Source organism: Pseudomonas sp. BN607 (genome assembly GCF_029871175.1).
Taxonomy (GTDB): Bacteria; Pseudomonadota; Gammaproteobacteria; order Pseudomonadales; family Pseudomonadaceae; genus Aquipseudomonas.
The window spans coordinates 1-13858 of record NZ_SSOE01000040.1 but is presented as its reverse complement, the minus strand read 5'-3'; the positions used below and the strand labels follow the sequence as shown (position 1 = coordinate 13858).

The following is a 13858-nucleotide window of genomic DNA, read 5'->3' as shown; positions in this document are numbered from 1 at the left end:
GTCATCGTCAAGATTCATTTCGCAAAACCCCTATCTGCACATGCAGGTAGGGGTTTTGTCTTTAAGTAGGAACTACAGAGATTTGCAGGCACGTCCGAGTGACGGGCCAGCACACAGAATTTCTTGACGACCATAGAGCATTGGAACCACCTGATCCCATCCCGAACTCAGCAGTGAAACGATGCATCGCCGATGGTAGTGTGGGGTTTCCCCATGTGAGAGTAGGTCATCGTCAAGATTCAAATCCAAAGCCCCTGTCTGCGATGCAGACAGGGGCTTTGTCTTTTTCGGGCCATAACTTTTAGGCTAGCGCGTCCCTCGCGTTGAAGCGCGAACTAGCCATGGTCCTCGGGTCAGAACTGGTAGCTCACCGTGGCGCTCACATTGCGCTCTTCCCCCATGTAGCAGTAGTTCAGGCTGGCACACGAAGTGATGTAGCTTTCATTGGTAAGGTTGTTGGCGTTCAAACGCAGATCCACACCCGTCAGGCCGACCTTCCCGAGGTCATAGCCGATCGAAGCGTCCAACAGAGTGTAAGACGGTACCTTCATGCTGTTTTCCGCATCCACCCAGCTATACCCTACGTATCGCACCCCAGTGCCCAACCGGAGCCCATCCAGAGCCCCCTGGCGGAAGTTGTAGTCAGCCCACAGCGAGAACATCTGCTTCGGCGCTTGGGTTGGTGAGTTGCCCTTGTTGTCCAGGTTGCTCGACACCAGGCTCGGCATCGACTTGGAATATTCGATATCGGTAAAGGTATAGCCACCCAGCAACTTCAAGCTGTCGGTCAGTTGCACATGCGCCTCCAGCTCCAGCCCTTGCGAACGTACTTCACCCACCGGGCGATAGAAGTCTTCGTTCGGCTGTTTCGACGCCAGATTTTCCTGCTCGATGCGGAACACCGATGCGGTGAACAGATTGTCGCTGCCTGGAGGCTGATACTTCATGCCTGCTTCCCATTGCGTACCCTCGGTAGGCGCTAATGGGCGGCCGTCCTGATCGGATACGGTATTGGGGTTGAACGACTCCGAGTAGCTGACGTAGGGCGCAATGCCGTTCTCGAACAGGTAGAGCACCCCGGCACGAGTAGTGAACTTCGAGCGCTGATCACTCACCTTGCTGTCGCTGTCACGGTTCTCTTCAGAAACCTTCACCCAATCCTGGCGCAGCCCCAGAGAAAAGCGCCATTGGTCCAGCTCCACCAGGTCCTGCAGGTACACACCCGTTTGCTGCAAACGCCGCTGATAGCGGTTCTCGCCCAATACCTGAAGGTTGCCATTACCGTACTGCGGGTTGCCGGCATCCAGCGGGTCGACCGTCCCATAACGCCACGTCACGTCGGCCTTGCGGCGCTGGTAGTCAGTACCGAGCAGCAAGGTGTGTTTAGCGGCGCCGGTAAAGAATTCTGCCTGCAGCATGTTATCGATGATGAACGAGTGCAGGCGTTCGTCGCCGACGGTGTAGGCACGGTTGAGGATGTTGCTGTCGGCGTCTGCCCAGCCGGCGGAGTACACCTGATCCATCGACACGTCGGAGTCTTGGTAACGGAAGTTCTGCCGCGCGGTGAATACGTCGTTGAAGCGATGTTCGAACTGGTAGCTGAGGGACTGTTGGGTACGCTCGTAGTTGTCGATACCCGGTTCACCCTCAAAGAAGTGATCTGACAGGCGCAAGCCATTGCGCTGGTGCAGCATACCGTCGGCAGGGTTACCGCCGTGGTAGCCACCGTTGGGGTCGTGCTGCAAATAGGCTTGTAGGGTAAGCGAGGTGTCTTCGTTGAAGTCGATGCTCAAGGCGGGGGCTATGGCATAGCGTTCTTCCTCGCTGTGGTCGAACTGGGTGTCGGACGTGTCGGCCAGGCCTGTCAGGCGATACGCTATACGCTGACCGGCATCCACAGGGCCGCTGAAGTCGAAACCCATGCCACGCTGGCCTTGAGAACCGACCCGCGCCTGGATCTGATGGTAGGGGGTAAACAGTGGCTTCTTGGTGGTTAGCGCTACCAGCCCACCCGGTGAGCTGCGGCCATACAGCACCGAAGAAGGCCCTTTCAGAATGTCGATGCGCTCAAGAAAGTAGGGGTCCACTTGCATGGTGCTGTAGGTACCGTTGTCGCCCATCGACTTCAGCCCGTCGACGTAGATATTGTCCACCGATCCGTCGTTGAAGCCGCGCATGGCCACATAGTCGTAGCGATGGGTGGCCCCGTAGGGGTTGGTCAGTACGCCGGGGGTGTAGCGCATGGCCTGGGCAACGGTCTGAGAGCCTTGGTCGTCGATCTGCTGGCGGGTCACCACCGAAACCGATTGTGAGGTCTCCACCAACGGCATGCTGGTCTTGGTGGCCACCTGGCTGTGCGTGGCGTTGTAACCCTCTGTGCTACCCAATGCATTACCAAGGGTGAAGCTGCGGATATCGGTATCTGGCAGTGACAGGGCTGCGTCCTGGGGCTGTGCCTGCAGCACATAGCTGCGTCCATCCTCACTGACGGCTTTTAGGCCGCTGCCATTGAGCAACTGGCGCAGCGCCTGTTCAGTGGCGTACTGCCCCTGCAACCCGTTGGATTTCAGGCCACCGGTGAGCTGGGGTGTGCTCGACAAGGTTATGCCGGCCTGGCGGGCAAATTCGTAGAGCACATCATCCAGTTGGCCAGCCGGGATCGCGTACCGATGGCTGACGTCGGCGATGTCAGCCGCCATGGATAGTTGCGGGGCGCCAGTCAGGCCCAAGGCCGTACCGAGCAGGGCGGCTCGGATAGCTTTGCGTATGAGCGCTGAGTGCAAAACAGGTCGAAAATCATTCACGCTGAAAATGTGCGTATGCACCGGGGCGTTAGGCATGAGGAGTCCGTTGGGGAGTTGAGGGCGGTAGGGGTCAATTACTGTCCTAGCCGAACTGGCACTCAAAACCCGCCAAAAAACTGAGCGCCGCCATACGCTTTTACGTCGCCCGCGTTATCAGGCCACGCCTTCCACCCGCACCCACCAGCGTGTGCGTTGGCGCAGCCGCACAGGCAGCGTCTGCGGCAGCAGCTGTATCAACTGCTCGGGGTCCTCAAGCCGAAATACCCCTGACAGGCGCAAATTGGCAATCTCGTCACTGCAACCCAGATAGCCATGACGATAGCGGCTGACTTGGGCAAGAAAGTCGAACAGGCGCATACCCCGGGTAATGATCAACCCCTCGCTCCAGGCCATCGCGTCCATGTCCACGTGTTCCAGCCGCTGCGCACCCTTTGCATCTATGCGCCAGTCCTCGCCGCTTTCGATCCACTGCAGCTGGCCATCGCCAGATTTGCGGATCGCGACTCTGCCATGACTGACACTCACCCGTGTGCAGCCGCTGTCCTGGCGTGCCACGAAGCGCCCATCGAATCCTTCCAGCAAGGCGTTCCGCGTTTGTACTAGCAAAGGGCGCTGCGGGGTCGCCGTTTGGCCGCAGGTAACCATCAGCTCGCCGTGCTTCAAGCGGATCAGCCGTCTCTGCTCGTTAAAAGCAAGGTCCACTGCAGTGCGCGTGTTGAGTTGCATCAGCGAGCCATCTGGCAGTGTGAAGCTACGCCGCTCACCCGTGTCTGTGGCGTAGTCTGCAGTCCAGGCATCAAGCGCATCCGGGTCTTTAGTCAGCCACGCTGCGGTCCCCACCAAGGCAACACCGCCTAACAGTTTCAGCGCCTGCCGGCGGCGTAACGCTCGCTGGCTGGTTTCCAAGGTCTGCAGCGCTAAGCCGGCGCCGGGAATGGCGCGCAAGTCGAGGTCCTGATGAAGGTGGTTCACCCGTTGCCAGGCCAGTTCATGTTCGCGGTGAGCATTGCGCCATTGTGCGCACTCTTGCTCCAGAGCCGGGTCATGGCCACTCTCACGCAGCCTCAGCATCCACTGGATAGCCTGCTTGACCGCTGTTGCACCAGGACGCACGACAGTCATTGGCTCAGCACTCGTCTTCGTAGCGCAGCACGTAGCAGTGGTACAGCGCATCGGCGATGTAGCGCTCTACGGTACGCACTGAGATGCCCATCTGCTCGGCGATGGCCTGATGCTTCAATCCCTCGCACTGTGCCAGCAGAAAGGCACGTCGCACTTTCGGCTTGAGGCCATCTAGCATGCGAGCTACGCGTTCAAGAAGCTCCAGCAGCAGCTCACGGGTTTCGGCCGAAGGGGCCAGTGCCTCTGGTACGTGGGCCAAAGCCTCGAGGTAGGCTCTGTGCAGTTCCTCGCGGCGCCAGTGGTCGATTACCAACCCGCGTGCGACTGTGCGCAGAAAGGCTCGCGGTGTATTCAACTGCAGTTGCTCGCGGCGCTGCAGTAGGCGCACGAAGGTGTCCTGAGCGAGGTCTGCGGCATCGGCGGCATTGCCCAGCTTGCTGCGCAGCCAGGCATGCAACCAGCGGTGATGGTCACTGTAGAGCGTTTGCACGAAGTCGTTGCTGGGCATGGGGGAGGGTGTCGACATCAATGGACATGAATGATAATTAGTCTCATTGTTGGCGGTGTTACACCAAATTTGCAACCCGTCTGCACGCAACCTGCGCGGCGGGCTAGCGCCCCAGTTGGCTATCCAGGTATTTGCGGATTACCTTCGCACCGCCATTGAGATGCTGTTCCAGCACCGTAACGGCCTGATCCACCAGCTTGTCACTGGCTGCATCTACCAAGGCGTTGTGATCATCCTGGGTGAGCTTGCCCAGTCCCATGGACGAAAGATGAAACCGCAGGAAGCGTTCCTCTTCATTCAGCTCGTTTTCAATCAGGCGCAACAGTTTCTTGTTCGTCGCCTTGCTGTAGAGAGTCATGTGAAACAGCCGGTTCAGGCGACCGAGTTCACTGTGGCGGGTTTCGTTCTCCAGTTGCTGGATATACCCGCGGGCGGTAGCGATGTCGTTGGCATCCAGCAATGGTATGGACTGGCGCAGCGCTTCGCTTTCAAGCAAGACGCGCAGGGCATAGGTGTCTACAGCGTCTTCGCCGATCAGCGGGGCAACCACGGCGCCCTTGTGCATTTCCACCTTCAGCAGCGATTGCGCTTCGAGTTGGCGCAAAGCTTCGCGCACGGGCATGCGGCTGACGCCGAACAGGGTGGCAAGCTCTTGCTGGCGCACCGCCGTGCCGGGTGGCAAGCGACCGTCGAGAATGGCACCACGCAGGCGTTCTTCAATCACACCGCGGGCCTGGTGCGGCAACAGCTGCTCGCTGGCCAGCACATTGCTCAATTTGATTTTCTCGGCCACGTGACGCCTGCCTTAACGATGACTAAAGTTGGATCCAATGACACTAGTAACAGCTTGTAGGGGTGTCAAACCGGTACCGTCTCTGGTACAGGCGCCCCAAAAGCGCGGCTATGGTGGATGAAGTCGTACGCCAAAGGAAGCGGCGAACTGAAGGATATAATCAGAAAGTGTAGGCAAGCTGACCAGCGGGTGCATGATTTCAGGATGCCATTGTCTTTTGCTTTGGCAAGCCGCACCATCGCTCCTTTCGACTGGCCTGAACAGGGCTTCGCAGTGGCGATATCCTGGTTGCTCAAAACAGTTGTACTGCGTGTTGGCCTGGCGGCGCTGCTGGGTGGCGTGCTGCTGGGCGGCTTGCACGCGGATTGGGATTTTTCCCAGATCAGTCGCAAAGCGCAGGCCCTTTATGGCCCTCTGGGTACTGGCCAAAGTCGTATCGACGCTTGGCAGAACCTGATGGCCAGTCAGAGCCAGGGTAGCGAGCTTGAGCGCTTGCAAGTGGTCAACCGCTTCTTCAACCAGCAACTGCGCTATGTCGAGGACATTGACCTTTGGCATGAGGTCGATTACTGGGCCACGCCGGTGCAGGCACTGATCAAGGGCGCAGGGGACTGCGAGGATTACGCCATTGCCAAGTACTTCAGCTTGCGACGCATGGGTATCCCCAGCGAGAAACTGCGCATTACCTACGTCAAGGCGCTGCGGCAGAACCGCGCGCACATGGTACTGACCTATTATTCAAGCCCACAGGCCCAGCCATTGGTGCTCGACAGCCTGATGGACGCCATCAAGCCGGCAAGCCAGCGTACCGACCTGTTGCCGGTTTACGCCTTCAATGGCGAAGGGTTGTGGCTGACGGGTGCCGCTGGCAACAAGAAGGTCGGTGATACCAAACGGTTGTCACGCTGGCAGGATTTGCTGAAGAAAATGCAGGCCGAAGGGTTCCCGGCCGAGCCGGTTTACTGAAGGAGCACAGATGTCACTGTTCAAACAATTGCTGTTGGCCATTTGCCTGTTCCTGGTGGTCGCCTTCAGTGGCAGTTTCATGGTCAGCCTGGAGAGCTCGCGCAGCCAGTACGTCAACCAGTTGCGCTCGCACGCGCAGGATGCGGCGACCGCGCTGGCGCTGTCGCTGACGCCGAATATCGATGACCCGGCCATGGTCGAGTTGATGGTGAGTTCAATCTTCGACAGTGGGTACTACGCAAGCATCAAGGTCGTCGACCTTGGTTCCAACGCCGTGCTGGTAGAGCGTCACGCCGAGCCGGACCCGGGCGGTGTGCCGCGCTGGTTCGTGCACCTCATCGGCCTGGAGGCTGCTGGCGGCGATGCCATCGTCAGCCGCGGCTGGCAACAGGCCGCACGCGTAGAGGTGATCAGCCACCCGATGTTTGCCATTGCCAAGCTCTGGCAAAGCGCCCTGGGCAGCCTAGGCTGGCTGCTGCTGTGCGGTGCGGCCAGTGCCGTGCTTGGTGCCCTGCTGTTGCGTCGGCAGTTGCGGCCGCTGGACTACATGGTCGAGCAATCCCACGCCATCGCCCGCCGCGAATTCCTCAGCCTGCCGGAGCTACCGCGCACTCCAGAGCTACGTCGCGTAGTGCAGGCGATGAACCAGATGGTCGAGAAGCTCAAGGCACTGTTCACCGAACAGGCCGAGCGCAGTGAGCGGCTGCGGGCCGAGTCGTACCAGGACAGCCTGACCGGGTTGTCCAACCGTCGTTACTTCGAAATGCAGCTTAATACTCGGGTAAGCAACCTGGAGGAAGCGCGCGCCGGCTACCTGCTGTTGCTTCGTGTCCAGGGCCTGGCCGGGCTGAACGCCCGCCTGGGCGGCCAGCGTACCGACCAGTTGCTGCAGGCAGTAGGTGAACAGCTGCGCCGTACCTGTGCCAGTTTCCCGGAAACCAACGACCTGATCTCTCGCAGCCGCGGCGGCGAGTTCGCGGTGCTGGCGCCGGGCATGGTGCATGAAGAGGCCGTGCATCTTGCCCAAGCCCTGGAAACAACACTGCAAAGCCTGCATGAAACCGGCGCCAGTGATATCGACCCGGTGGCCTGCATCGGCCTCGCGCCGTTCAGCCCGGGTGATTCACCGCAAGCGCTGCTCAAGCTCGCCGACGAGGCCCTGGCCCGAGCCGAGAACCAGCCAACGCCGGGCTGGGTATGCCTTGAACAAGGCGTGGCTGCAGTTGCCGCAGACAGCCAGCATGCCTGGCATGAACGGCTCGACCAAGCGTTCATCAACGGTCATTTCGAGCTGTTCTTCCAGCCGGTGGTGGATTGCGCCACAGCGCAACAGGTGTTGCACCACAAGGTGATTTCGCGCCTACAGGATGGCCACGGCGATGCTCTGCCGGCGGGGCGTTTCCTGCCCTGGCTGGAGCGCTTCGGCTGGATGCCGCGGCTTGACGTGCTGGTACTGGAGAAAGTGTTGGCGCACCTGCGTGGGCATGATCAGATGCTGGCGCTGAATCTCTCCGCTGCAACCCTGGCTGACCCCAAGGCCCTGCAGCGAGTTTTCGAGCTGTTGGGCCAGAATACGGCGCTCGGCCCGCGACTGGTTTTTGAAATTGGCGAGGAGCAGTTGCCTGAGCAGGCTGCCCTGGAGCAGCTCACCCGGCGTCTGCACGGGCTTGGTTTTGGCCTGGCGCTGCAGCGCTTTGGCGGGCGCTTCAGCATGATCGGCAACCTGGCGCACTTGGGCCTGGCGTACCTGAAGATAGACGGCAGCTACATCCGTAACATCGACCACGAGCAGCACAAGCGGCTGTTCATCGAAGCGATCCAGCGTGCAGCGCACAGCATCGATTTACCGCTGATTGCCGAGAGGGTCGAGACCGAAGGTGAGCGGTTGGTGTTGCAGGAGATGAGGGTGGGTGGGATTCAGGGACAGTTGGTGGGTGAACCCGCGCCCTGGCGCTGAGTTCTTCGCTGGCAGTCTGGCCCTATCGCCAACAAGGCAGCGCTCACTGATTTTGCACTTGGCTTTAGCCCGATGCAGTCGGTGTAGCAGCTGGATTGCCGGCGATTGGGGCAGCGGGCCACCAGGATCAGTGGCCAGCCTCATCAACGCTCGCGCAGCGCCTCAGAGCGCGCTTTCATGATCGGCTTGAGCAGGTAGCTCATGATGGTCTTCTTGCCGGTCATGATATCCACCGTCGCCACCATCCCCGGGATGATCAGCAGTGGCTTCTCATCGGTACCCAGGTGGCTGCGATCGGTGCGCAGCTTGATCAGGTAGTACGTGGTCTTCTTGTCTTCATCGGTGATGGTGTCGGCGCCGATCTGCTCCAGTTTGGCCTTCAGCCCGCCATAGATGGTGTAGTCATACGCCGTGAACTTGACCGTCGCCTCCTGGCCCGGGTGCAGGAAGGCAATATCCTTGGGCAGGATCTTCGCTTCTACGACCAGCGTGTCGTCCAGTGGCACGATTTCAATGATATCGCTGCCTGGCTGGATGACCCCGCCAATGGTGTTCACCAGCAACTGCTTGACGATACCGCGCACCGGCGACGTCACCATGGTGCGGTGCACCCGGTCATCCAGCGCCTTGCTGGTGGCGGTGGCCTTGTTCAGCTCGGTGCGCGCCTCGTTCAGTTGGGTCAACGCCTCACTACGGAACTTGCCGCGGGTCTCCTCGATCTTGCTCTGCACTTCGCGCACGGCCGCTTCGGCCCGCGGGATGGCCAACGTGGTGGAATCCAGCTGGCCACGGTTTTCCACCTCAGCGCGACGCAGGCGCAGCACTTCGACCTGGGAGATCGCCCCGGTGGCCACCAGCGGCTCGGACATGCCGATTTCCTTGCGTAGCAACTCAAGGCTGTTGGCGTACTGGGCGCGTTTGGAGCTGTACTCGCGCAGTTCCTGCTGGCGCTGGACCAGTTGCTGCTGCAGGCCGCCAATCTCGTCCTGCAGTTGCTGGCGCCGGCTTTGATAGAGCGATTCCTCGTTCGCCGCCTGGCTTGGTGCGGCTTTGCGTAGCTCCTCATCGATTTTCAGCGGGGTGTCCCCGACCTCGGCACTCAGGCGTTCTACCCGCAAGGCCATGGCCAATCGGTCGGCCTCGGTTTCACCCACGTTGGAGGCGAAGCGGGTTTCATCCAGGCGAAGCAGCGGCTGGCCCACTTCGACGATTTGCCCTTCCTTGGCGAAGATTTCAGCGACGATGCCGCCCTCCAGGTTCTGTATCTTCTGCACCTTGGAAGACGGAATGGCCTTGCCTTCACCCCGCGTGACCTCGTCGATGGGCGCAACGCTGGCCCATACGATCAGAAACACGAAGAACAGGATCACACCCCAGATGGTCAGCCGCACCACCCGCGGAGCATCCTCGATGAGGGCCTTGTTGACCTCTGGCAGTGGCTGGCCGCCGAGTGAGTCAGAACCTTTGAAGTAGCGCCGCAGGCTGTCCTTGAACTGCCCCATATCCAGCTTATGCAACACTGATCTGCCCCTTTTTCAGCGCATCCATGACCGCGGCTTTCGGGCCGTCGGCGACAATCTGCCCGCGATCGATCACGATCAGTCGGTCTACCAGTGACAGCAGCGACGCACGGTGGGTGACCAGCAATACGGTCTTGCCTTCCACTACCGCTTGCAGGCGCTGCTTGAGGCGTTCTTCACCGGTGTTGTCCATGGCGCTGGTTGGCTCGTCCAGCAGCAGGATCTGCGGGTTGAGCAGCAGCGCACGGCCCAGGGCGACGTTCTGCCGCTGGCCGCCGGACAGGTTCTGCCCGCGTTCACCGACCTGCAGCTCGTAGCCATCCGGGTGCAGCCGGGCGAATTCATGCACGCCAGCCAGTTCGGCGGCCTGGAGGATCAGTTCGTCCTCGATGTAACGGGCGCCGCTGACCAGGTTGTCCCGCAGGGTGCCGGCCAATAGCTGAATGTCCTGGGGGACGTAGCCGATGTTGTGGCGCAGCTCGCTGACGTCGATCTGGCGAATGTCCACGCCATCGACCAGCAGCGAGCCGGCATCAGCCTCGTACAGGCCGACAATAAGTTTGGCCAGCGAGCTTTTGCCCGAGCCACTGCGGCCGATGATGCCGACCTTTTCGCCGGGGCGAATGGTCAGGTTGATGTTCTTCAGCGCCAGGTTTTGCTGGTTGGGGTAGGTGAAATCGACCCCACGAAACTCGACGCTTCCCTGCAGTACCTTGCGGCTCAGCGGGCGCTCTTCGAAATTACGCTCTTGCGGCAGCTCCATCATGTGGTCGGTGGAGACCATGGTCACCTTGGCCTGCTGGTAGCGCGCGAGCAGGCCATTGAGCTGGCCCAGCGGGCCGAGGGCGCGGCCGCTGAGCATGTAGCAGGCCACCAGGCCGCCCATGCTGAGGTTGCCGTCGATGATCAGGTACACGCCCACGCAAATCATGGCCACGCCGGCCAGTTGCTGGATCAGCAGGGTGATGTTCATCGCCAGGCTCGACAGCACCTTCACCCGCAGCTCCAGGCGGCTTAGGGTGCCGAGCGTCTGTTCCCACATGTACTGGCGTTCGCTCTCGGCGTTGTTGACCTTTACCGCATCCAGGCCGGCGAGGGTCTCGATCAGGCTGGACTGGCGCTCCGAAGCCAGCGCCATGGTCCGCTCCATGGTCGCCATCAGCGGCCGCTGCAGGGCGTAGCCGATGCCCAGGGCCAGCGGGAAGGCGATGACCGGGATCCATACCAGGTGCCCGCCAATGATGGCGATGACGATCAGGATCAGAATGGTGAAGGGCAGGTCGATCAGGCTGGTCAGGGTCAGCGAGGCGAGGAAGTCGCGCAGGCCCTGGAACTCATGGATGTTCTGGGCGAAGCTGCCGACCCTTGCTGGTCGGTACTTCATCGACATGCCGACGATGCGCTCGAACAATGTCGCCGAAATGATCAGGTCGGTCTTCTTGCCGGCGAGGTCCAGGCACAGGCCGCGCAGGCCCTTGAGGATCAGGTCGAAGATGTAGGCGCCGGCGATACCGACGGCCAGCACCCACAGTGTCGAAGTGGCCTGGTTGGGCACCACCCGGTCATACACGTTCATCACGAACAGCGGCGCGGCCAAGGCGATCAGGTTGATCACCAGGCTAGCGGCGATAGCATCGATGTACAGCCACTTGCTGCGCAGCAGGGTGTCGCGGAACCACGATTTGGCCCGCGGGATGAGGTTGCCGTGGTTGACGTCGAACTTGTGCTGCGGCTGGGCGAAGAACACCCGGCCGCTGTAATCGCTTTGCAGCGCTTCGCGGCTGACGTGCACCTCGCCGCCATCGCTCTCGCTGAGCAGCAGGCGTGCGGTGTCTTCGTTCTCCCAGCCCAACAGGACGGCGCTTCGGCCTTCCTTCAGCAGCAGCATGGCTGGCATGGCGATACTGGGAATCTGCTCCAGTTTGCGCTGCAGCACGCGCCCTTGCAGGCCGGCACGGGCTGCGGCGCGAGGCAGCAGCTCGGGGCTCAGGCGCTGGGCGGGTAGCGGCAAGCCGGTGGTCAGCATGACCCGACTGGCAGGTTTCTGATGCAGGACACACAGGCTCAACAGACTATCCAGCAGGGGATCGTCATGCTGACTGCGTGGATCGTGGCTGAGTTGGACTCGACTGACTTCGGATTCCACGCGGCGCTCTCTTCATCCTTGTGGTGGGTGGGGTGGGTGCACCGCCGCTCATGCGGGCCGGCTCACCCTGGCTTTCAATGGTGCGGGCAAGCGCAGGGAGTAATTCCCGAAGGCTTGAGCAGCTGACCAATGTTCGCCTTGAATCGATGTTGAGTAAACAATTCTACGTACATCATTTTTACCAGACGCGGGGCAGGCCTGAATGTTTCATCTTTGATACACCCCCCGTTAGGGTGAGCCGCTGCAGGTCCATCGATATTCAGCATAGCCATGGTCGGTAAACAGGCGCTGTTTTATTGGCGACGTGTTGTAACTTCTTAGTCAAAATTCATCTATAGAAAGCAGGTCCCTGGACCGTCTTCATTCAATAGTCGCAAGCGGGGCGCCGATCATTTGGAAGGCATTTATCGCTCGCTTGTGGGTCATCTCTTTGATTTGTCACACATCGCTGAATTCGACCTCGCCCGATTACCAGCGTAGGCACGCATCGACGGCGACCGGCCAGTGGCTGGGCCTCGCTATCGTTTCGCCCTGGAGGCCCTGATAGGCAAGGTTCGTGCTTGTTAGCCGAGCAATAGTCCGGGCAGTCGGAAGTGGCCTGAATATTGGCGCCGGTAACCGTGAAGGTCCGCGCTGGGCAGTCATCCAGCCGCTGGTTTCCAGGCAGCCGAGGTGAGTGGAAGTGAACATCGGCCGAGGATTTTTCGCGCGTGAGATGACGTGCGACATTTGCCCGCAAGAAACGCTTGGCTAAGGTACAAATATCAATGTGACATTACATTGCCGATTGTTTAGGATTGCATGTATAAGGTCAATAGTTTGGCAGTTAAGTAATTCCAAACAGTTATAGACGGAATATTGACGTCAAAAAACGTCAAAAGATCATCGACATAGTTCCGCCTGAAGTGGCCAACAAGCGCCGCTCTGGCAGGGAAGTACCCACCGGGTCACACGGAGAGTCCAATGAGCAGCGTTGTAGCCATCGTCAAAAGCATTGTCGGCCAGGTTATCGCGGTATCCCCAGAGGGCATCCGGCGTGTACTCATTGAAGGGGACCGCCTGTTGGCTGGTGAGGAAGTGCTCACTGGGCCTGGTGGCGCAGTTACCCTGGAACTGGCGGATGGCCGCCTGCTGGACCTTGGTCGTGACAGCCAATGGAGCGCCGACGCGCCGGATAGCAGCACCGACCTGAGCCAGGCGACCGCCCAGGCCGCGCCGTCGGTGGAAGAGCTGCAACAGGCGATTGCTGCGGGTGTCGACCCCACTACCGAGCTTGAAGCTACTGCGGCAGGCCCGTCGGCAGCGGGCGGTGGCGGTACGCTGGGCGGCGGCCACAGCTTTGTGATGCTGGAAGAAACCGCTGGCCGGGTAGACCCGACGGTTGGTTTCCCGACTGACGGGTTGGGCTTTGCTGCCGTGCTCGATAGCGAAGAAGTGGGTCTGCTGGATACCAATGGCAACAACCTGGTGACCACGCCGACGACGGACACCAACGTTGCGACTGACCTGATTCTTGGCGCCACTCCTTCCATCAGCGAAGCGGGTGGCGTAATCGTTTATACCGCCACGGTTGGCCAGGCACCCACTACCAACCTGGTAATCACCTTGTCCAATGGCGCCGTCATCGTCATTCCGGCCGGGCAAACCAGCGGTAGCGTCAACGTCGTGGTGCCGGCGAACGACACGCCATACATCGACGGTTCACAGATTTCTGCCACCGTCACAGGGAGCACCGGTGGTGGCGGCCTGACCGTAACATTGCCGCAGACACCGGCCGTTACCCAGGTGACCGATACCATCGACACCACCACGGCAACCCTGACAGCTTCGCCTAGCGTGACCGAAGGCGGTGTGATCACCTACACCGTGACCTTGAGCAACCCGGCTCAGACTCCGGTGACCGTGACCCTGTCCAACGGCCAGACCATTACCGTTGAAGCTGGTAAGACTCAGGGCAGTGTCGACTTCCAGACCCCGGCGAACGACGTCTACAACAACGGCTCGACCGTCAGCACCACCATTACCGGCGCAACGGGCGGCAA

The 13858-nt window shown here is 60.3% G+C and carries 9 protein-coding genes and 1 rRNA gene; 4 read left to right on the top strand and 6 right to left on the bottom strand.

Annotated features, from left to right (window positions below):
• Window positions 1–122: 122 nt before the first annotated feature.
• Window positions 123–238 (top strand): 5S ribosomal RNA (gene rrf, locus E8E68_RS10365).
• A gap of 115 nt (window positions 239–353) precedes the next feature.
• On the opposite strand, the gene E8E68_RS10360 is transcribed toward rrf, so the two are convergent.
• The 4 genes from E8E68_RS10360 to E8E68_RS10345 all read right to left on the bottom strand — a co-directional run bounded on the left by E8E68_RS10360 (window position 354) and on the right by E8E68_RS10345 (window position 5227).
• Window positions 354–2768: a TonB-dependent siderophore receptor gene (locus E8E68_RS10360; RefSeq protein ID WP_280341096.1), complete on the bottom strand. Its 2415-nt coding sequence runs from the start codon at window positions 2766–2768 to the stop codon at window positions 354–356.
• A gap of 189 nt (window positions 2769–2957) precedes the next feature.
• A complete protein-coding gene (locus tag E8E68_RS10355) occupies window positions 2958–3926 on the bottom strand; it encodes a FecR family protein (protein ID WP_280341093.1) in 969 nt (322 codons plus the stop codon).
• Window positions 3927–3930: 4 nt separating this feature from the next.
• Window positions 3931–4434, bottom strand: a complete 504-nt coding sequence (locus tag E8E68_RS10350) for a sigma-70 family RNA polymerase sigma factor (protein ID WP_110748337.1) — start codon at window positions 4432–4434, stop codon at window positions 3931–3933.
• A 103-nt stretch (window positions 4435–4537) separates the two neighbouring features.
• The gene (locus E8E68_RS10345; RefSeq protein ID WP_266034907.1) at window positions 4538–5227 is read right to left on the bottom strand and encodes a GntR family transcriptional regulator; all 690 of its coding nucleotides are present in this window, start codon (window positions 5225–5227) and stop codon (window positions 4538–4540) included.
• 204 nt (window positions 5228–5431) lie between these two features.
• Here E8E68_RS10345 and lapG point away from each other — a divergent pair, with 204 nt between their 5' ends.
• Complete coding sequence (gene lapG / locus E8E68_RS10340) at window positions 5432–6193, top strand: cysteine protease LapG (RefSeq protein WP_280341088.1); 762 nt, start codon at window positions 5432–5434, stop codon at window positions 6191–6193.
• A 10-nt stretch (window positions 6194–6203) separates the two neighbouring features.
• Entirely contained in the window at window positions 6204–8150 is a 1947-nt protein-coding gene (lapD, locus tag E8E68_RS10335; protein ID WP_280341087.1) for a cyclic di-GMP receptor LapD, read from the top strand.
• Window positions 8151–8293: 143 nt separating this feature from the next.
• On the opposite strand, the gene E8E68_RS10330 is transcribed toward lapD, so the two are convergent.
• Together E8E68_RS10330 and E8E68_RS10325 are read right to left on the bottom strand one after the other, a co-directional pair.
• Window positions 8294–9652 carry an HlyD family type I secretion periplasmic adaptor subunit gene (locus E8E68_RS10330; RefSeq protein WP_177410792.1) on the bottom strand — a complete coding sequence of 453 codons (1359 nt, stop codon included), beginning with the start codon at window positions 9650–9652 and terminating at the stop codon, window positions 8294–8296.
• 7 nt (window positions 9653–9659) lie between these two features.
• Entirely contained in the window at window positions 9660–11816 is a 2157-nt protein-coding gene (locus E8E68_RS10325) for a type I secretion system permease/ATPase (RefSeq protein ID WP_280341083.1), read from the bottom strand.
• A gap of 963 nt (window positions 11817–12779) precedes the next feature.
• On the opposite strand from E8E68_RS10325, the gene E8E68_RS10320 reads away from it, so the two are divergent.
• A partial coding sequence (locus tag E8E68_RS10320; RefSeq protein ID WP_280341080.1) for a retention module-containing protein occupies window positions 12780–13858 on the top strand: 1079 nt, incomplete at its 3' end.